We start from the raw sequence: 16,967 nt of genomic DNA, 5'->3' as shown, positions 1-16,967 counted from the left end.
TGGCGTCTGCTCACTTACGACGACCTCGTTGTCATTCTCAATGCTGATGGAAATGAAGATGGAATAAAAGGGGCTCGTGCTCAGGGTTTTGGCGGTTACAACACCACTGGGTATAGCCTTGTGGGTGCGGGCTTGAGACGTCCAACGGGAGAATTCAAAGATTGCCTTGGAAAAGAAACGTATTGGTATTACCCAGGCGAAATCCTTGTAGATGGTGAAATGTTTGTTTTGGGCTCCAATACGAGTTATAGAGACAATTCAATTTACGGCCCCTCGAATTTTAATTACACAAAACTTGAAGGACGTTCCGTCCGTTGTGTTAAGTCAAAATAAAATTTATAAGTAAGATTACAAAATGAACACGAAAAAAATAAAGAAATCTGTCAAGCAGTCCACCAAGAACAACTACCGTATTGAGGCTCTTGAACCTCGCCTGATGATGGCTGCTGTCGAATAATCATTCCACATCCCACACTACACACTTCACACTAGAATCGCGTTAGGGGGCGTCGCACCGCCACGCGGTGGCGAGACGCGTAAGCGGCTCGATGAGCCGACCCCGGATCAGGTCCGGGGTGACGAGAGGCGAGCAGCACCCGACCCGGCCCCTGGCCGACGCTGGGAGATCCCCGCCTTCGCGGGGATGACAAGTTGGGGCCGGGGAACGCCCATAAGAAAACAGATTTAGGTTATTGTCCTTATATTCCCGAATATATGAAATGGGGTGTTTGCTTTTTTGTGCAAAGAAAGGTATATTTTAGAAGAGGATTTCGATGGAACGCTTGAAGATTTATTTGGACAACTGTTGCTATAATCGTCCTTACGACGACCAGTCTCAACTAAAGGTCAGTTTAGAGGCTCAGGCTAAATTGGAAATCCAACAGCAGATTCGTAATGGGGTGTTCGATTTGGTCACGTCGTATATTCTCGTTGCCGAAAATGCGGCCAACCGATTTGAGTCGAAAAGGAACGATATCCAGGATTTTATAGATACTTACACGCATACGTATGTGAGTGAAAATGTTGATGGACAAGTAAAGTCTCTCGCAAAGGAAATTACGGCGACTGGCGTTAAGTTGATGGATGCGTGTCATGTGGCAAGTTCAATTATAGCAGAATGTGATTATTTTTTGACGACCGACAAGCGCTTACTTAAATATCAAACCGATAAAATCAAAATCCTTAATCCCATGACTTTCATTCTTGAAGTGGAGGAAAACCATGAGCCCTAGTTCTGTCGATGTCATTGAAAAAGGAATGCGTTGCCTAAGTGAAAACATGGGTGCAATGGAGACCGAACTCTTTATAGCAACCCTGTTGCGAGAGCGCTTTGATTATACAAAGTGGCGTTCTTCTTTGGTGGACAACGTCAAGACATTTGATGATTTGGACAAGTTTGTCCAGTCTTCCCGTGGCGTGATGAAATTTTCGGGAAATCCGAAAGTAGTCTTGTAAGAGATTTCTTTATTAATGCTGGTTTCGTTCTGTCCGTTGCGTCAAGGACTCTGACTAACCCGCTGACGGATTTTCAATTTCACATCCCACATCCCACACTTCACACTCCACACCCGCGTCTGCGTTAGGGGGCGTCGCACCGCCACGCGGTGGCGAGACTTGCCGTGGACCCTATCGCTCCGCTCCAGGGTGACAGAGCGGCAAGGCTCGATGAGCCGACCCCGGATCAGGTCCGGGGTGACGAGAGGCGAGCAGCACCCGCCCCGGCCCCTGGCCGGGGAACGCCCAATAGTGGGCTAAACTTGCTTTGCGGCTAAAGTCTCGTTCAGGCTGCCGCTGCGGAAGCCCTGCAGGTCCAGCGAGATGTAGGTAAATCCGATTTTCTTGAAGGCTGCGAGAATCTGGTCGCGTTTTTCTAGAACTTTGTTGAAATCTTCGGGCAACACCTCGATGCGTGCGAGGTTGCCGTGCAGGCGCACGCGGAACTGCTTGAAGCCCAGTTCAAAAAGCAGTTGCTCCGCATTTGATATCATGGAAAGCTTTTCCCGGGAAATGGGTTCTCCGTAAGGGATGCGGCTTGCGAGGCAGGCGAAGGAGGGCTTGTCCCACGTGGGTAAATCCAGTTGGTGCGAAAGTTCGCGGATGTCCGCTTTTGTGAGTCCGCATTCCAGGAGGGGACTCCTGATGCCGAGTTCCTGGAGGGCGCGCATTCCGGGGCGGTAATCGTGAATGTCGTCGGCATTGCTGCCTTCGCTGACGGTTGAAAATCCTGCGGCCTTTGCGCGTTCTGTAATTTTCGAAAACAGGTTCCGCTTGCAAAAGTAGCAACGTTCCCTGGAGTTTTCGGCAAAGCCTTCTACCTGCATTTCGTCAACTTCTATCAGCTGTTGCGGGATTCCGTGCAACTTGCAGAACTCTCGGGAAAATGCGATTTCGCGCTCGGGGACCATTCCCGCCTGGACTGTGTAGGCGACCATGTTGTCGCCCAGCGTGTCGTGGGCGACTTTTGCAAGGAACGTGGAATCAACGCCGGCAGAAAATGCGATGGCGACGCGGTTCATTTCGCGCAAGAGGTTTTTCAGTTTTTCAAACTTTTGGTTCAAGCTTTCCATATAAAGGAAAATACAAAATTGCGGCTTGACAATTCACTTTTAGTGCTGTTTCTTCTCGACCGCTTTCTGAATTTCGCAGATGGGAACGCCCGCCTTGTCGGCGCATGCTTTCAGGTCGTCAAATTCGGGTTTGATTTTTTCGATATCGCCCAAAATGGACTTCTTGATGCGAACCTTGCCGAATTCTGTTTCGACTTCGAAGGTATTGCGGGCCATGCAGGTGCGTTCTACGGGAAAACGGCGCACGCCGACGGTCGATGTATGCAAGAAAATGGCTTTCTCTACGGCAGCCAGGTGCTCGCTGTCGGTGAGGGCGCACAGGAGAGTGCCCATGCGGTTCTTCTTCATGTAGCAGGGGATAAAATGGACATCGCGGGCTCCCGCCTCGAAGATTTTATCCATGGCGTAGCCCAATTCTTCGGGAGTGGAATCATCGATGTTCGCTTCAATCTGGAAAACGTTGCAATCTGCGGGGGTGCAGCCTGTGGCACTGGATGTTGCGTCGCCGCCTTTGTCGTTTGCGCAGTCCTCGATGATTTGCGCCCGCAAGAAGTTTGCTCGCCCGAAATCACGCTTGCCGAGACCCACGCCCGATTTTAAAATTTTGTAGCCTGCGGGGAGGCTTTCGCTTGTCCGGAGGGCCGCCACGATGCCCGCTCCCGTTGGGGTGACCATTTCGCCCTTCGTTTCGGTGATGTGAAGCGCGATGCCCGCTGCTTCTGCAATGTGCGCTACCGCCGGAACGGGAATCGGCAACTGGCCATGTTGCGTTTCTACAAAACCAGAGCCTTCGTTGAGCCCTGTAACGATGCAGTTCTCTATACCAAGGTCATCTGCAAGGACGGCGACCGCCAAGATGTCGACGATGGAATCAACGGCACCCACTTCGTGGAAATGGACTTCTTCTACGGGCACGCCGTGAGCCTTCGCTTCGGCTTCGGCGATGATGCGGAAAATCTTTTTTGCGGTTTCAAGGGCGCGGGGAGTGACTGCCCCTGCATTTGCTGCGCGGTCCAGAATCTCGTAAACCTCGGACAAGTGCCGATGTTCGTGATGATGATGACCTTCATGACATTCTTTCGTCTTTCGTCTATCGTCTTTCGTCTCACAATGCTCTACATACCCTTCTTCATGAGAATGCACGTGGTCTGCGTCGTGGTCATGGACATGCACCGCAAAAGAAAGCCCCGCAATGCTGTAACTCTTTGAATTTTCCACATGGACGTGGACGCCATCCAGATTCAGACTCGCAATGGCTGCATCCATTTTTTCGCGTGACGCGCCAAGTCCAAGAAGTGCAGCAACCGTCATATCGCCGCTGATACCGCAAGATCCATCAAGATAGAGATATTTCATCATTTTACCTTCAACATTCTAAATGCGGCGATGGCCGCCCCGAAACCGTTATCGATATTTACCACCGTCACGCCCTCGGCGCAGGTATTGAGCATGGTGAGTAGTGCGCTGATCCCGCCGAAGGATGCCCCGTACCCGACCGATGTGGGCACGGCAATCACGGGCGCTTTCACGAGTCCGGCAATCACGCCGGGGAGCGCGCCTTCCATTCCGGCAACCGCGATAACCACCGAAGCCTTGCGGATATCCTCCACCTTCGAAAGTAGGCGGTGCAGCCCCGCAATCCCCACGTCGTACTGGCGCACGACCTTCACGCCGTTAAATTCCAGAGTCTTGGCGGCTTCTTCGGCGATAGGCAGGTCCGCCGTTCCTGCGCAACAAACAGCCACCGACCCGAGTTTTGCAACCGTTTGCGATGCCTTGCCGCCGGAACGCCCGCGCTTCCGACTAGCCGGAATTTCATCGGCCAGTGAAATCGTCCGGGACAGTTCGTCGTAGCAGATTTTCTCACCTGCATTTGCGATGAATTCCGCCTGCTCCTTGCTGCACTTTGTTCCGAGCACGCGGCAACCTTTGTCCCGGAACTTTCTAAGAATTTTCAGGAGCTGTTCCGACGTCTTGCCTGCGCAATACACGGCCTCGCTGGTGCCTGTGCGCGATTCGCGACTCACGTCCAGTTTGTCAAAACCGAGGTCTTCAAAGGAATCTTTTGAGACAAACTTTTTCATACTTCTAATATATCGCTTAGAGTTGACTCTAAGGCAAATAAATTTTTCTAAAAATCAATAAGGTTTCCAGTTGTCGGCGTCTTTTTCCGTACCGACCTGGAACTTGGAAGAAGGTGCCGCAAAATCGATTTCATCTGTTGTAGGGGAGTCGGTTTCTGCGAGGTCTTTCGCGGATTCGTTCGTCGCATCAGTCTGCGCGGGCTCTGATTCCGTCGCGGGTGCAGTCGAATCTCGTGGCGCGATGTTCGGGGCGTTTTCAGGGTGGACTTCTTTCAAGGCACGTCCCTTGTAACGCCTGGCCGCAAGGAGGCCCGCTTCGAAGAGCAGGTACGTCGGGACTCCGAGTAACAGTTGGCTAACAACATCGGGGGGAGTGAGGAGGGCCGCTAGCACAAGGATTGCCACCACCACGTAGGGGCGTTTGCTGCAGACGGTTTCGTAATTCACGATGCCCGCACGGATAAGCGCGTAGGTCACCAGCGGGAACTGGAACATACATCCGAACGCAAGGGAAAGCCAGAGCGCGAGTGTTACAAGGTTAGAAACGCCAAATACGGGTTGCAGGGTCGTGCTTGCAAAGCTCATGCCGAACTGCACAATCAGCGGGAAGCAGACGACAAGGCAGAAGGCGACGCCCGCGATAAAGAGCCCGCTGGTCATGGCCACGATGGAGCGGATGAATCGTTTCTCGTTGTCGTATAGGGCGGGGAGCACGAACTGCCACATGTTCCAGGCTATGTAGGGCGAAAACAGCACGCAGTCCAGCAGTGCAGAAATCTTGAGCTGCAGCAGGAACACTTCCATCGGGGAAAAGTAATGGAGCGTGACGCCGCCCTGCAGGGCAATTTGCTTACAGAACCAGTCCAGAACGTAGGGCGAAACAAGGAACAGGGGCACGACGCCGATGGCAAGGGCTATAATAGAACGCAAAAGCGCCCGTCGGAGCGCTTCCAAATGCGAAATCAGCGTAGCCTCTTGATCCTGTTTCGAGGACATCAGCCTTTCTTTTCTTCTGCCTCGGCGGCTTTTTCCACCGTCTTCTGCAGGTCTTCGGCTTCTTCCTTCAGGGCGTCTTTCGCCTTCTTGTACTCGTTCTGGGCCTTGCCCAGGGAACGTGCAAGTTCAGGAATGCGCTTTGCCCCGAACAAAAGGAGCACCACGACCACAATCAGAATTATTTCTGGAATTCCAAGGGACATATTTTACCTGCCTTTTCTTAGAAATATAACATAATCCGCGACGGTGACGAGAATTTATCTACGGCGCCGTCGCGAACTAGGCTACAGTTCGATAATCCTGTATTTGCGGTTACCCATCTTCAGCTTTTCCATGGCGGGGAGCTGGTGCAGGCCTTCGCGGGTCTCGATGCGTTCCTTGAGGTCGTGAAGTTCCTTGGGCGGTAGCTTGTAGACCATGTCAACGCTGGCCTGGTCCACCGCCACGATGTCTGTGGAGGCGAGAATGCCGATGTCGCGACACTTGGGTTCCGCTGCAGAAAGCCCTGCGCAGTCGCAGTCCACGGACATGCGGCGCAGTACGTTGATAAAGCAGATGTGACCCTTGAAAAAGTCGCAGGTTGCCTTTGCGGAATCGGCCATGGTTTCCATGAACAGGGCTCCGCTGGTTTTCCAGCCTGCCGTGCCGCCCGCTTCCATCTTGGTGGGGCCGCCCTTCACGTATTCGTGAATCATCTTCTTGCCCAGGCGTCCGCCCGCGCAACCGATGGCGATGTTCTTCATGGAGCCGCCGAAACCGCCCATGGCGTGACCCTTGAAGTGGGTCAGCACGATCATGGAATCGTAATTCTTGATGTGTGCGCCCATGGACATTTCCTTGAAGATGAGGCCGTCCTTTACGGGGAGCATCACTTCGCCGTCTTCGTCCATGATATCCACGTCGCAGAAGGTCCAGCCGTTCACCTTGAGGGTTTCGCGGTGCTGTTCGGTAGTGTAGCGGTCGCCTTCGTACCAGGTATTGGTCTCCACAATCTTGGAGTTGGGCACCTGTGCCTGGAATTCCTTGACCCATTCACGGGGCAGAATATTGGGGCCGTTCTTTTCGCCGGTGTGGAGCTTGATGGCGACACGTCCGGTAATGCCCTCGTTGATTTTCTTGTACAACTTGATGAGGCCTGCTGCACTCAGGTCCTTGGTGAAATAGACGTTGGAAACGTCCTTTCCGGGTTCCTTCTGTTCCATGGATTTCCCTTTTGCGAAAGCGGGTGTGAATACGGCGGAAGCGAGTGCTGCTGCGCCTGCGGTTTTTAAAAAGTCTCTTCTGTCCATAGTTTACCTTGAGCCTGTCATTCTGGAGAACCGAAGGTTCGATAGAATCCAGGCAGTTGCTTATTTAGTGGTTGGTGTGGACCTCGGCCTTGACGAGGGTTTGTGCCTTGTACTTGTGTGCGATAATCATCACCGCCCATACGGACGTGATAAATGCCGACATGGCAACGCCTACCGTTGACATCTCCCGGACCATCTCGGAAACACCTTCGGGGCTTGTGGCTGCGGTAAAGAAGGGATAACTCCACATGAGTTCTCCGTTCATGACATGGTCGATAATCAGGACGCCGGTTACGAGCCAGAGCATACGGGCAAGCAGGCGCAGGCTTTTATAGAAGGGCTGCGGAGCGCCAGAAACCGCGGCTTCAAGGTTCCTGGATTCACTTTTGGACTTGTCGGTCTGTTGCAACACGAGGGTTGCGATGGTGGTGACGACCGCTTCGGCCATGGGCACGACAAAACAGCACATAAAATCTCCTTTTGAAAATGTTCTATAGGAAATATAACACCTAGAGCTTACTCTAGGTGTTGAGTTCTTGTGAAAAAAGTTGAAAAATTTTATTTAGAGTTAACTCTAACTCTATCATTTGGGCGAAAATATTTATATTTTGTAAACATGACTTACTCTATAGGCGATGTCGTCAAGAAGACAGGGCTTTCTGCCTACACCCTGCGCTATTACGAAAAAGAGGGCCTGCTTCCCTTTGTCAAGAAGAATGCCTCGGGCGTGCGGGCCTACAGCGACGAAGACCTTCGCTGGCTTACCATGATCGAATGCCTCAAGGATTCGGGACTGCAAATCAAGGAAATCCGCCAGTACATCGAGTGGTTCAACGAGGGAGATTCTACGCTTTCCCAAAGGCTGTCCCTTTTTGAAAACCGCCGCAAGATTCTTGAAAAGGAAATGGCCCGCCTTACGGTGGTCATGAACAAGATTCGCTACAAGGAACTGCTGTACCGGGAAGCGGTTCGGGTGGGGAACCTGGAAATCGCCACCAACGAAAAGCGGTTCATGCAGCTGAAGAAAAAGTTGTTCGAATCCCCGGACGATTTTGACAAGTAGAATTTTAATAAAGAAACATTTTTCATAACAAAGGAATTTATCATGAAGGTCGTTTTATTCAATGGTAGCCGTCGCGAAAAGGGCTGCACTTATACGGCTCTGAACCTGGTGGCTGGCGAACTCAAGGCCGCAGGCATCGAGACTGAAATCTTCTTTGTGGGTGGTCGCGTGCTGAAGGGAGAAACCGACGCCGTGGTTCACGAAGCCAAGGAAATCTTAAAAACTGCCGACGCCGTCGTTTACGGCTCTCCGGTGTACTACGCATCCCCGAGTGGCGAAATGCTGATGTTCCTGGACAGGCTTTACGGCATTGCCGAAGCGGAACTGCTCTTTAAGCCCGCCGCAACAGTTGCTTCTGCCCGCCGTGCAGGGACGAGCGCTACTCTCGATGCACTGAACAAGTATCCGGCATTTGCGCAGCAACCCATGGTGGCTTCGCGCTACTGGAACATGGTTCACGGTTCTAGTCCCGAAGATGTGCTGAAGGACGAGGAAGGCGTGCAGATTATGAAGGAACTGGGCCGCAACATGGCGTGGATTCTGAAGAGCATCGAAGCGGGCAAGAAAGCGGGTGTTGAACAGCCCGTAGCCGAAAAGAAAATCTTCACGAACTTTATACGATAGAGGGAGGATTCGCTTGCGTTTTAGAAAGGATAAAAAACTCATGATTACGGCGATTATTTTATCGATCCTTTTTATTTTAGGAGCCGCTGGCGTGCTATTCCTGAACCAGGCAAAATTTGGGCGTATTCCGCAAGGCAAACGCCTTGAACGCATCAAACAGTCACCGCATTACGACGGAAAGCAGTTCATGAACGAGGTAGAAACCGTCACCATGACGGGCGACAGGAGCGTATTTGCCGTTTGGAAGGATTTCCTGTTCGGAGACAAGAGTCAGACCGTTCCCGACACCGCATTGAACGTCATCAAGACGGACCTGAAGTCGCTACCGCAGGACCGCGATTGGATTGTGTGGTTCGGACATTCCTCGTACCTGCTTAATTTATCCGGAAAGAAAGTGCTGGTGGACCCGGTTTTTTACCAGGGTTCGCCGGTGAGTTTCGTGAACAAGATGTTCAAGGGAACGGACGTCTACAAGCCCGCTGACATGCCGGATATTGACTACCTGGTGATTTCGCACGACCACTGGGACCACTTGGATTACCGGGTGGTGACGGAACTGGAACCTCGCGTAAAGCACGTGGTGACCGGCCTCGGCGTGGGCGAGCATTTTGAATACTGGAAGTATCCCGTTGAAAAACTTACGGAACTCGACTGGTGGGAATCTGTTGACTTGGGCGAAGGCTTTAACGTGACGGCGACTCCGGCAAGGCATTTTTCGGGCCGCGACCTTCACCAGAACAAGACCCTGTGGGCATCATTCGCCTTCAAGTCTCCTAAGCGCACCGTTTGGATTGGCGGCGATACGGGTTACGGCCCGCACTTCGAGAAAATCGGAAAGAAATTTACCGACATCGATTTGGCGATTCTTGAAAATGGGCAGTACGACAAGGATTGGTCGCTTATCCACACTATGCCGGAATACCTGGGCAAGGAAATGGTGGAACTAGGCGCGAACCGCTACATGACGGTTCACCATTCCAAGTTCTGCCTGAGCAAGCATTCGTACACGGAACCGCTGGAAAATGCGAAACGCGCCGCCCAGGAATCGGGCAAGCCTGTGCTCATGCCGCAAATGGGTGAGGTTGTGTACCTGGAGTAAACCGCATTACCTATGTTAGCGCGTCGATGGCGATATAGTATTTTTCTATATTTGGGCGCGGATGAAAAGACTTTTAGATTTTGATAGCGAGCATTTGTGGCATCCATATGCGGCGCTGAAAAATACTCCGGCCAGGTTCTTGGCAAAATCCGCTCATGGAACGACGATTGAAACAGCCGATGGTCTGAAATTAATTGATGCTGTATCGAGTTGGTGGTGCATGGCGCATGGGCATAACGCCCCTGAAATCGTAGAAGCGATTCAGAAACAAAGTGAAAAAATGTGCCACGTGATGTTCGGCGGTTTTACGCATGAACCCGCGATTGAGTTGGGCGAAAAGCTGGTGAACTTTTTGCCCGAAGGATTGAATAAAATTTTCTTTGCGGACTCGGGAAGCATTGCCGTGGAATGCAGCGCCAAGATGGCGGTGCAGTACCAGTATTCCCTCGGACATCCGGAGCGCTGCAAGTTGGTCGCCTTGAAGGGCGGCTACCACGGCGATACCGCAGGCGCGATGGCGCTTTCTGACCCTGACGGAATGCATACGCTTTTCCGCGGAATCATGCCGCATCATTATTTTGCGGAACGCCCGAACTGCCGCTTTGACGAGGCGTGGAATACGATGGATTTCGCTTCGATGGAGCGCGTTGTCGAAGAACATAAGGGTGAAATCGCTGCCGTGATTTGCGAACCCGTGTTTCAGGGCGGAAACGGCATGTGGCTTTACAATGCGGGTTACTTGAAGGCACTTCGCGAACTTTGCGACCGTTACGGTATCTTGTTGATTCTAGACGAAATTGCCGCTGGTTTTTACCGCACGGGGCCGCGCTTTGCGATGATGCATGTGGGGATAAAGCCCGACATTATGTGCATTGGCAAGGCGCTCACGGGCGGAAGCATTACGATGGCGGCCTGTGTTGCGTCCGAGAAGGTCGCCGAAACGATTACGAACAGCAAGATTCCTGCATTCATGCATGGTCCCACCTACATGGCGAACCCGCTCGCTTGTGCCGCAGGAATTGCTTCGCTTTCGCTGTTCGAAAGTCGCGATTACGAAGCTAGTGTCGCTCGAATTGAAAAACGCCTCCGCGCGAACCTGGAGCCGCTCCGTGCGCTTGAAAATGCGGCGGACGTGCGTGTTCTTGGCGCGATTGGTGTCTTGGAACTCAAGGCAAAACCTTCCGCAGACGACATTCTGCGCGTGATTCGCGAAACCGGCGTATGGCTCAGGCCTTTCTGCAATTACGTGTATACGATGCCTCCGTTCATTACGACTGATTCTGAAATCGACCGCATCTGCGAAGCCATCAAGATGATTGGCGAATGTGAACCCGCGCCTGTCGTAGAAGGCGAAGACGAATTTCACGAGTGATATGGATTATTACAGCTTGAAAATGCGTGCCTCGCAGCAAGTGGGCGAGGGCGAACAGAAACGTGAGCAGCACATATCCGGTGCCGAGCGCATCGTGAACCGGGATTCTGTTGAGGCGGTGTGTTCGGCGATGGTGCGCCGGGCCATGAACCATTCCAAGGGCGACCCGGATTTTATCAATGTGAAAATCGAAAAGGTTCGTGAAAGCGATATCCAGATTTTGAAGGCCTTGCCGGTGACGCGCGTGGATGTGGACACGTGGCAGGAAGGACTGGAGAAGGCGTTTGGACTGATTGCTCCGCTGATGGGTTCTGGCTGCGGGCTTCGCGAAAAATTGCAAGAGCTCTTGCGCGAAACGTTCCCAATGCGTGGGGCGATGCTCTACGATATTGCGACTGGCGAACGTCTGGAACCGGACCATGAGCGCGGCGTGCGCGCGACTTATATGGACGCGCTTCATTCGAGCGAAGTGGATGGCTGCAAGAATCATTTTAACGAAGCGATTGTGCTGACAACCAAGGTGGCAAATGCTCCCGGGATGGTGGCGGAATTTTGCGTGAGCGATGATCCGAATTACGTGACGGGCTATGTTGCAAGCAAAGAACTCGGTTATGTGCGCATCATGAAGATGAAGGAAATGGGCGACGAAAACGGAGGCCGCATTTTCCTGTTTGATTCGCGCAAGGCACGTGCCGAAGAATGTATCGAGTACTTGCAGAAGAAGAAAATTTTGGTGGATGTCGGGGCATGAGTCACATTCTTGACATTTTTACGAAAGACGCTTTGGATGCAGCTCGGGCGAATAATACCTACCGCACCATGCGTTTGATGGAAACGCCGGAATCGTCATGCGTGAAAATCCGCATGCCCAACGGCGCTTCGCAGGAACAGATTCTGCTGGCTTCCAATTCTTACCTGGACTTGGCGAACGTCGACGAACTCAAGCAGGCGATGGCCCAGGCAGTTTTGGAGTGGGGTACAGGGAGCGGGGGAGCCCGCCTTACTACGGGTAACAAGACTCCGCATCAGGAACTGGAAGAATTTATCGCAAAATTCAAGGGCGAAGAATCCGCTATCACCTTCAATACGGGCTACATGGCGAATGTCGGTACGATTTCGGCTTTGTGCGGCAAGAACGACTTTGTCTTTAGCGATGAATTGAACCACGCGAGCATTATTGACGGAATCAGGTTGTCGCGAGCCAAATGCCTTATTTACAAGCATAACGACATGGCAGATTTGGAACGGGTTATTAAAGAGGCCGCGGCGACACTAGATGTGCGGCCCTTCCGCGGGCTTATCGTGACGGATGCGGTTTTTAGCATGGATGGCGACCTTGCAAATTTGCCGGAACTCCTACGCATCGCGAAAGAAAATGATTGTCTCTTGATGATTGATGAAGCGCATGCCACGGGCGTGCTCGGCAAGACCGGGCGCGGACTTGCCGAACACTACGGCTGTGCTCACGCCGATGTTACTGTCGGGACTTTGAGCAAAGCCATCGCCGCCGAAGGCGGCTTCGTGGCGGGTAAGCAGCAGCTGATTGATTTTCTCCGAAACAAGGCCCGCAGTTTTATCTTTACGACGGCGATGGCTCCTGCCGTTGCCGCTGCCGCCTGCAATAACTTGCGCTACATCGATGCGCACCCTGAACGCGTGCAGAACTTGCGCAATAACGTGAAATTTTTCTGCGAAGCCTTGCAGCATGAAGGTGTAAAAGTTGAACAGTCTCCTTCGGCGATTGTCCCGATTGTCATTGGCGACGAGGCACGCGCGCTTGAAATATCCGCCGCGCTTCAAAATGCGGGAATACTCATCCCCGCGATTCGTTACCCGACAGTCGCCAAGGGGCAAGCCCGCTTGCGTGCAAGCCTGATGGCCACGCATACGCATGAACAACTTCAAACCGCCGCAACAGTAATTGCGCAAGCAGTAAAGGAGTGTGTATGAGTAAAGGTTATTTCGTTACAGCGACCGGAACCGATGTCGGCAAGACCTTCATTACCGCCCTTCTCGTTAAAAAATGGCGCGATTCCGGCATTGATGCGGGCTACTACAAGGCGGCCCTCAGCGGCGCAGAACTCCGCGACGGCAAATGGGTTGCAGGTGATGCCGATTACGTGAAACGCATCGCAAATCTTCCCGATACGCAAGAACAGCTCGTCAGCTATGTCTATAAAGAAGCCGTCTCTCCGCATCTCGCTGCCCGCAAAGAAGGCAACCCAGTAGAACTCGCGAAAGTCAAAGCCGATTTTGAAGCGGCCTGTGTTCGTCATGAATTCGTTTTCGCCGAAGGCAGCGGAGGAATCATTTGCCCCATCCGCTACGATGACCAGAAAGTATTCCTCGTCGATATCATGAAAACGTTAGGCCTTCCGCTGCTTATTGTTACGACAGCGGCTCTCGGCTCCATTAACGCCTGCGTGCTCACGGTGGAATACGCTCGCAGCTGTGGCCTCGATGTTCGCGGCCTCATCGTGAATCGCTACGGCTCTAGCGGTAACCTCGAAATGGAAGACGACAACATCCGCATGATGCAAGATTTGACGGGGCTTGAAATCCTTGCAAAAGTAAAAAACGGCGACACCGATCTAGGTGTGCAACCGTTTTAAAAACTAAAGAAACAAATCAGTCGGCGCTACGATGCGTCAATGTCGGCGGCAATATGCAAATCGAAGTCGGGGTAGGCTTCGCTGATTTCCTTGTGGAGTATGTCCAGCCCCTCTTGCGGCTTGATCTCGAAATTCATGACCACATCAAAACGCATGGTGCGGTCTTCAAGGTTCACGTAAAAGCCGTGGAGTTGCAATGCCCAAGGGTGCTCCTTTACCAACTTCAACACGTTGCTGCGAATTTTGGCAGCTTCGTCATTCTTGGTGTTGTGTGAATACACGCCTACGCCCGTGAGAATCACGCCGGTTTCTTTGAGTACGCTTGCCTGTACCCTGCGGGTCAGTACGTCGACTTCTTCGACGGTCATGGTGTCGGGGAGTTCCAAGTGCACGGAACCGAGAAACTTGTCTGGACCGTAATTGTTGAGAATGACGTCGTAAGCGCCGCGGACTTGCGGTTCTTCGGTGAGTAGCGCCTTGATTTTCTTGACCAGGTCGCCATCGGCGCGCTTGCCCAGAATGTCGTCCAGGGTTTCGATCAGCATGCCGATGCCCGACTTGATGATGAATCCTGAAATCACGAGGCCTACGTAGGCTTCAAGCGAAATGCCTGTGAGAATGAAGACGATGGCCGAAGCCAGCACCGAAAGGGAGAGAATGGCGTCGAACAGGGCGTCTGCACCCGATGCCACGAGTGCGCCTGAGTTTACGCGTTCGCCTTGGCGTTTCACGAATTTGCCGAGCACGAGTTTTACCACTACTGCCGAGGCGATAATCACCAACGAAGCCGTGGAGTAGTCCGCTGCTTCGGGGTGGATAATCTTCTTGACCGATTCCACCGCCGAGGTACCGCCGGCGTAAAGCACGATTGCCGCAACTACCATTGCGCTCAAGTATTCGATTCGACCGTAACCGAGCGGGTGTTTTTTGTCGGGCAACTTGTTCGAAAGTTTTGCGCCCACAATCGTAATGACCGAGGACAAAGCGTCAGAAAGGTTGTTCACCGCATCGAGCGTCACGGCGATGGAGTTGGTTGCAAAGCCGACGAACGCCTTGAATGCGGACAGCACGATGTTTGCCACAATGCCGATGATGCTTGTCCGGACAATGACCTTTTGACGGTTTTCCGATTCGTTCATAATTTTTAATCCTTTTTATCGCGGAAGGCCTTGGGTGACATTCCGGTCATTCGTTTGAAAAATTTACCAAAAAAACTGATGTCAGGAAAGTTCAGCTCGTCAGAAATTTCCTGAATGTCCTTTTCCGTGGATTGCAAAAGAACTTTTGCGTCCAGGGCGATATACTCGTCAATCCACTGTTTGGGAGTCTTGTCACTCATTTCGTTGATGACTGTAGAAAGATATTTGGATGTCACGAAAAGTTCGTCGGCGTAATACTTGACGCTGTGGTATTCGCGGTGTTCTTCTTCGACTTTTTGCAAGAAGGCATTGAATAAAGCTTTCTTGCGATTAGATCCCTGCGGCTCAATGCGTCTTTCCGTTAGAATATCTATGCATTCGAACGCGGTGGATATTACAAGATTTTTGATAATTTGGTAGTGGTAACGGTTGTCTTTGGTGACCTTTATTTTTTCTTGTATGTGCCTGAACGATTTTTTTATTTGTTCAAAATCTTCACCATCCCTTTTCTGGAATGGTGATTGCTTTGCATGTTGAAAAAGTTGTAAGCTATCTTTGACTTGAGACATTAAGTCGTTCATCATGTCCATTGAACACGCTATACATAATGGTTTAATATCATCGCTTATACTAATAACATGAATGATTTGCCCAGGAAACGCGACAAAAATACAGCCTTTTTCCAAATCGTATGTTGTTGTGTTCACTTCAATTGTGCTGTGGCCTTTTTCGATTAAAAATAATACAAGGCCCTGTAGATAAAAATAGCCGGATGTGTCTAACCCTTCAATGTTTTCAAAAAGGACAATTTTCCCGGGAACAGTGTTCGACTGCTTCAAAAAATCTAATAGGGAAAGGTCTGCTTTCTTTATGTTGGTTACATTTGTAGGCTTTCTTTTCATAAAATCGAATAACGAATGTTCAAAATTGCTTCTAGTAAAAATTACCTCTTTTTTGCCTAAATAGGCGTAAAAATACGCAAATAATGGTAAAAATTTCTGTTTTTGGCGAAATTTTAACCTTAAAAATGATTCGCCTAAATCATATTTTTGAAAGTATGAATACGAAATTGTATATACTTCCTTTTTTGATTTTGTCTCTTGTTGCTTGCGAAAGTGACTTCAATTCTCGCAACGACAAGAAAGTCGCACAGAAAAAAATGCCAATAGTTAAAGTCGAAACTATTGTTGCTAAGAATTCAAATGTCGGCAGCTCTTTGCATTATGCGGGTTCTGTCGCCGAAGTCGCGACAACGATGGTGAGCTTTTCTTCGCCGGGGACGGTAAAGTCGGTGCATGTGACCGAAGGCAAAAAGGTGAACAAGGGTGTGCTCGTGGCAACCTTGGATGATACGTCTGCAAAGAGCGCTTTGGAAATCGCTTCTGCTTTGAAAAATCAGGCGGAAGATGCACGCGCCCGTATGGAAAAGTTGCACGAGAACAAGACCATCTCTGAAATCCAGTGGATGGATGTCGAAAGTAAGTATAGGCAGGCGATTGCTGCGGAGAAACTTGCGCAAAAGGCGCTGGATGATTGCAAACTTTATGCCCCTGCAACGGGAATTGTTGCGGGCAAATCTCTCGAAGTCGGGCAAAATGTGGTGCCGAGCGCTCCTGTGTTTCGCATCGTGAATGTCGCGACGGTTAAGGCGGTTGTTGCCGTTCCTGAAAAAGATGTGGCTTCGCTTAATGTGGGCGATAAGGTTGAAGTTTGCGTCGGTGCGCTTGGCGATAAAGCTTTTGAAGGGAAGATTACAAATAAGGGGATTTCTGCAAACCCGCTTTCGCGTTCTTACCAAATCGAAGCTGAGCTGAAAAATAAGAGCGGCGAACTTTTGCCGGGAATGCTTTTGGAAATGTCCATTGATAGCAAAAATTCTGTGGCGGGTGTTGAACTCCCTGCTTCTGCTGTGCTTTTGGATGAATACAATCGTTCTTTTGTTTGGATCGTCCGTGGTGGAAAAACGATGAGAAAAAATGTTGAAACCTCTCTAGGAAATGGTTCACAGCTTTTGGTGCAGGGGATTGACGATGGTGATTCCGTTGTGGTAAAGGGTATGTCTAAGGTAGGCGAGGGTGACCGCGTCCAGACGGTTAATCAGACTGTTGTTCAATAGGGGGAT

General features: G+C 51.2%; 21 protein-coding genes. 12 read left to right on the top strand and 9 right to left on the bottom strand.

From position 1 onward, the window contains the following. From B9Y58_RS14585 to B9Y58_RS07560, 4 genes are all read left to right on the top strand, one after another. Nucleotides 1–333 (top strand): hypothetical protein (locus tag B9Y58_RS14585; RefSeq protein ID WP_158278342.1); only part of this gene is annotated, 333 nt, incomplete at its 5' end. 22 nt (nucleotides 334–355) lie between these two features. Continuing rightward, nucleotides 356–457, top strand: coding sequence for an LEPR-XLL domain-containing protein (locus tag B9Y58_RS07570; protein ID WP_083532222.1), 102 nt, complete (start codon nucleotides 356–358; stop codon nucleotides 455–457). A gap of 316 nt (nucleotides 458–773) precedes the next feature. After that, nucleotides 774–1,232, top strand: a complete 459-nt coding sequence (locus tag B9Y58_RS07565) for a type II toxin-antitoxin system VapC family toxin (protein ID WP_073054798.1) — start codon at nucleotides 774–776, stop codon at nucleotides 1,230–1,232. Further along, on the top strand, nucleotides 1,222–1,455 hold the full coding sequence (locus B9Y58_RS07560; protein ID WP_073054800.1) for a hypothetical protein: 234 nt from the start codon (nucleotides 1,222–1,224) through the stop codon (nucleotides 1,453–1,455). Before B9Y58_RS07565 ends, B9Y58_RS07560 begins: the two co-directional genes overlap by 11 nt. Nucleotides 1,456–1,751: 296 nt before the next feature. Here the strand turns inward: B9Y58_RS07560 and larE are convergent, their stop codons facing one another. From larE to B9Y58_RS07525, 7 genes are all read right to left on the bottom strand, one after another. Beyond that, nucleotides 1,752–2,567, bottom strand: coding sequence for an ATP-dependent sacrificial sulfur transferase LarE (gene larE, locus B9Y58_RS07555; protein WP_073054802.1), 816 nt, complete (start codon nucleotides 2,565–2,567; stop codon nucleotides 1,752–1,754). A 39-nt stretch (nucleotides 2,568–2,606) separates the two neighbouring features. Next, the gene (larC, locus tag B9Y58_RS07550; RefSeq protein ID WP_073054803.1) at nucleotides 2,607–3,926 is read right to left on the bottom strand and encodes a nickel pincer cofactor biosynthesis protein LarC; all 1,320 of its coding nucleotides are present in this window, start codon (nucleotides 3,924–3,926) and stop codon (nucleotides 2,607–2,609) included. Next, nucleotides 3,923–4,651 (bottom strand): nickel pincer cofactor biosynthesis protein LarB, encoded by a 729-nt coding sequence (gene larB / locus B9Y58_RS07545; RefSeq protein ID WP_073054805.1) that lies wholly within the window; start codon nucleotides 4,649–4,651, stop codon nucleotides 3,923–3,925. The genes larC and larB overlap by 4 nt, the downstream gene beginning before the upstream one ends. Nucleotides 4,652–4,705: 54 nt before the next feature. Further along, nucleotides 4,706–5,647: a twin-arginine translocase subunit TatC gene (gene tatC, locus B9Y58_RS07540; RefSeq protein WP_083532223.1), complete on the bottom strand. Its 942-nt coding sequence runs from the start codon at nucleotides 5,645–5,647 to the stop codon at nucleotides 4,706–4,708. After that, the gene (tatA, locus tag B9Y58_RS07535; protein ID WP_073054810.1) at nucleotides 5,647–5,850 is read right to left on the bottom strand and encodes a twin-arginine translocase TatA/TatE family subunit; all 204 of its coding nucleotides are present in this window, start codon (nucleotides 5,848–5,850) and stop codon (nucleotides 5,647–5,649) included. The genes tatC and tatA overlap by 1 nt, the downstream gene beginning before the upstream one ends. 81 nt (nucleotides 5,851–5,931) lie before the next feature. Then, nucleotides 5,932–6,936, bottom strand: coding sequence for a DUF362 domain-containing protein (locus tag B9Y58_RS07530; protein WP_072980835.1), 1,005 nt, complete (start codon nucleotides 6,934–6,936; stop codon nucleotides 5,932–5,934). A gap of 64 nt (nucleotides 6,937–7,000) precedes the next feature. Next, nucleotides 7,001–7,405: a hypothetical protein gene (locus tag B9Y58_RS07525; RefSeq protein ID WP_073054813.1), complete on the bottom strand. Its 405-nt coding sequence runs from the start codon at nucleotides 7,403–7,405 to the stop codon at nucleotides 7,001–7,003. A 147-nt stretch (nucleotides 7,406–7,552) separates the two neighbouring features. On the opposite strand from B9Y58_RS07525, the gene B9Y58_RS07520 reads away from it, so the two are divergent. The 7 genes from B9Y58_RS07520 (at nucleotide 7,553) to bioD (ending at nucleotide 13,706) form a co-directional block, all read left to right on the top strand. Beyond that, on the top strand, nucleotides 7,553–7,999 hold the full coding sequence (locus B9Y58_RS07520; RefSeq protein WP_073054814.1) for a MerR family transcriptional regulator: 447 nt from the start codon (nucleotides 7,553–7,555) through the stop codon (nucleotides 7,997–7,999). A 42-nt stretch (nucleotides 8,000–8,041) separates the two neighbouring features. After that, on the top strand, nucleotides 8,042–8,623 hold the full coding sequence (locus tag B9Y58_RS07515; protein ID WP_073054816.1) for a flavodoxin family protein: 582 nt from the start codon (nucleotides 8,042–8,044) through the stop codon (nucleotides 8,621–8,623). 40 nt (nucleotides 8,624–8,663) lie between these two features. Beyond that, the gene (locus tag B9Y58_RS07510) at nucleotides 8,664–9,722 is read left to right on the top strand and encodes an MBL fold metallo-hydrolase (protein WP_073054818.1); all 1,059 of its coding nucleotides are present in this window, start codon (nucleotides 8,664–8,666) and stop codon (nucleotides 9,720–9,722) included. A 61-nt stretch (nucleotides 9,723–9,783) separates the two neighbouring features. Next, on the top strand, nucleotides 9,784–11,094 hold the full coding sequence (gene bioA, locus B9Y58_RS07505; protein WP_073054820.1) for an adenosylmethionine--8-amino-7-oxononanoate transaminase: 1,311 nt from the start codon (nucleotides 9,784–9,786) through the stop codon (nucleotides 11,092–11,094). 1 nt (nucleotide 11,095) lies between these two features. Beyond that, on the top strand, nucleotides 11,096–11,845 hold the full coding sequence (locus B9Y58_RS07500) for a 6-carboxyhexanoate--CoA ligase (protein ID WP_073054822.1): 750 nt from the start codon (nucleotides 11,096–11,098) through the stop codon (nucleotides 11,843–11,845). Continuing rightward, nucleotides 11,842–13,044: an 8-amino-7-oxononanoate synthase gene (gene bioF / locus B9Y58_RS07495; protein ID WP_073054824.1), complete on the top strand. Its 1,203-nt coding sequence runs from the start codon at nucleotides 11,842–11,844 to the stop codon at nucleotides 13,042–13,044. Before B9Y58_RS07500 ends, bioF begins: the two co-directional genes overlap by 4 nt. Beyond that, entirely contained in the window at nucleotides 13,041–13,706 is a 666-nt protein-coding gene (gene bioD / locus B9Y58_RS07490) for a dethiobiotin synthase (protein ID WP_073054826.1), read from the top strand. The genes bioF and bioD overlap by 4 nt, the downstream gene beginning before the upstream one ends. 26 nt (nucleotides 13,707–13,732) lie before the next feature. Here bioD and B9Y58_RS07485 read toward each other — a convergent pair whose 3' ends face one another. Further along, nucleotides 13,733–14,845 carry a cation diffusion facilitator family transporter gene (locus tag B9Y58_RS07485; protein WP_073054828.1) on the bottom strand — a complete coding sequence of 371 codons (1,113 nt, stop codon included), beginning with the start codon at nucleotides 14,843–14,845 and terminating at the stop codon, nucleotides 13,733–13,735. Between the two features lie 5 nt (nucleotides 14,846–14,850). Continuing rightward, nucleotides 14,851–15,747 carry a helix-turn-helix domain-containing protein gene (locus tag B9Y58_RS07480; RefSeq protein ID WP_073054829.1) on the bottom strand — a complete coding sequence of 299 codons (897 nt, stop codon included), beginning with the start codon at nucleotides 15,745–15,747 and terminating at the stop codon, nucleotides 14,851–14,853. Between the two features lie 185 nt (nucleotides 15,748–15,932). On the opposite strand from B9Y58_RS07480, the gene B9Y58_RS07475 reads away from it, so the two are divergent. Further along, nucleotides 15,933–16,961: an efflux RND transporter periplasmic adaptor subunit gene (locus tag B9Y58_RS07475; RefSeq protein WP_158278341.1), complete on the top strand. Its 1,029-nt coding sequence runs from the start codon at nucleotides 15,933–15,935 to the stop codon at nucleotides 16,959–16,961. Nucleotides 16,962–16,967 lie beyond the last annotated feature (6 nt).

The organism is Fibrobacter sp. UWB15 (assembly GCF_900177705.1).
Classification (GTDB): domain Bacteria; phylum Fibrobacterota; class Fibrobacteria; order Fibrobacterales; family Fibrobacteraceae; genus Fibrobacter.
This window is presented reverse-complemented; position numbering and strand designations above follow the sequence as displayed.

Excerpts from the sequence above, each read along its gene's own strand:
- B9Y58_RS07525 (WP_073054813.1), bottom strand. The coding sequence starts at position 7,405 with ATGTGCTGTTTTGTCGTGCCCATGGCCGAAGCGGTCGTCACCACCATC.
- B9Y58_RS07510 (WP_073054818.1), top strand. The coding sequence starts at position 8,664 with ATGATTACGGCGATTATTTTATCGATCCTTTTTATTTTAGGAGCCGCT.
- B9Y58_RS07480 (WP_073054829.1), bottom strand. The coding sequence starts at position 15,747 with ATGAAAAGAAAGCCTACAAATGTAACCAACATAAAGAAAGCAGACCTT.
- tatA (WP_073054810.1), bottom strand. The coding sequence starts at position 5,850 with ATGTCCCTTGGAATTCCAGAAATAATTCTGATTGTGGTCGTGGTGCTC.
- larB (WP_073054805.1), bottom strand. The coding sequence starts at position 4,651 with ATGAAAAAGTTTGTCTCAAAAGATTCCTTTGAAGACCTCGGTTTTGAC.
- larE (WP_073054802.1), bottom strand. The coding sequence starts at position 2,567 with ATGGAAAGCTTGAACCAAAAGTTTGAAAAACTGAAAAACCTCTTGCGC.
- B9Y58_RS07560 (WP_073054800.1), top strand. The coding sequence starts at position 1,222 with ATGAGCCCTAGTTCTGTCGATGTCATTGAAAAAGGAATGCGTTGCCTA.
- tatC (WP_083532223.1), bottom strand. The coding sequence starts at position 5,647 with ATGTCCTCGAAACAGGATCAAGAGGCTACGCTGATTTCGCATTTGGAA.
- B9Y58_RS07530 (WP_072980835.1), bottom strand. The coding sequence starts at position 6,936 with ATGGACAGAAGAGACTTTTTAAAAACCGCAGGCGCAGCAGCACTCGCT.
- B9Y58_RS07520 (WP_073054814.1), top strand. The coding sequence starts at position 7,553 with ATGACTTACTCTATAGGCGATGTCGTCAAGAAGACAGGGCTTTCTGCC.
- larC (WP_073054803.1), bottom strand. The coding sequence starts at position 3,926 with ATGATGAAATATCTCTATCTTGATGGATCTTGCGGTATCAGCGGCGAT.
- bioF (WP_073054824.1), top strand. The coding sequence starts at position 11,842 with ATGAGTCACATTCTTGACATTTTTACGAAAGACGCTTTGGATGCAGCT.
- B9Y58_RS07500 (WP_073054822.1), top strand. The coding sequence starts at position 11,096 with ATGGATTATTACAGCTTGAAAATGCGTGCCTCGCAGCAAGTGGGCGAG.
- B9Y58_RS07570 (WP_083532222.1), top strand. The coding sequence starts at position 356 with ATGAACACGAAAAAAATAAAGAAATCTGTCAAGCAGTCCACCAAGAAC.
- bioD (WP_073054826.1), top strand. The coding sequence starts at position 13,041 with ATGAGTAAAGGTTATTTCGTTACAGCGACCGGAACCGATGTCGGCAAG.
- B9Y58_RS07485 (WP_073054828.1), bottom strand. The coding sequence starts at position 14,845 with ATGAACGAATCGGAAAACCGTCAAAAGGTCATTGTCCGGACAAGCATC.
- B9Y58_RS07565 (WP_073054798.1), top strand. The coding sequence starts at position 774 with ATGGAACGCTTGAAGATTTATTTGGACAACTGTTGCTATAATCGTCCT.
- B9Y58_RS07515 (WP_073054816.1), top strand. The coding sequence starts at position 8,042 with ATGAAGGTCGTTTTATTCAATGGTAGCCGTCGCGAAAAGGGCTGCACT.
- bioA (WP_073054820.1), top strand. The coding sequence starts at position 9,784 with ATGAAAAGACTTTTAGATTTTGATAGCGAGCATTTGTGGCATCCATAT.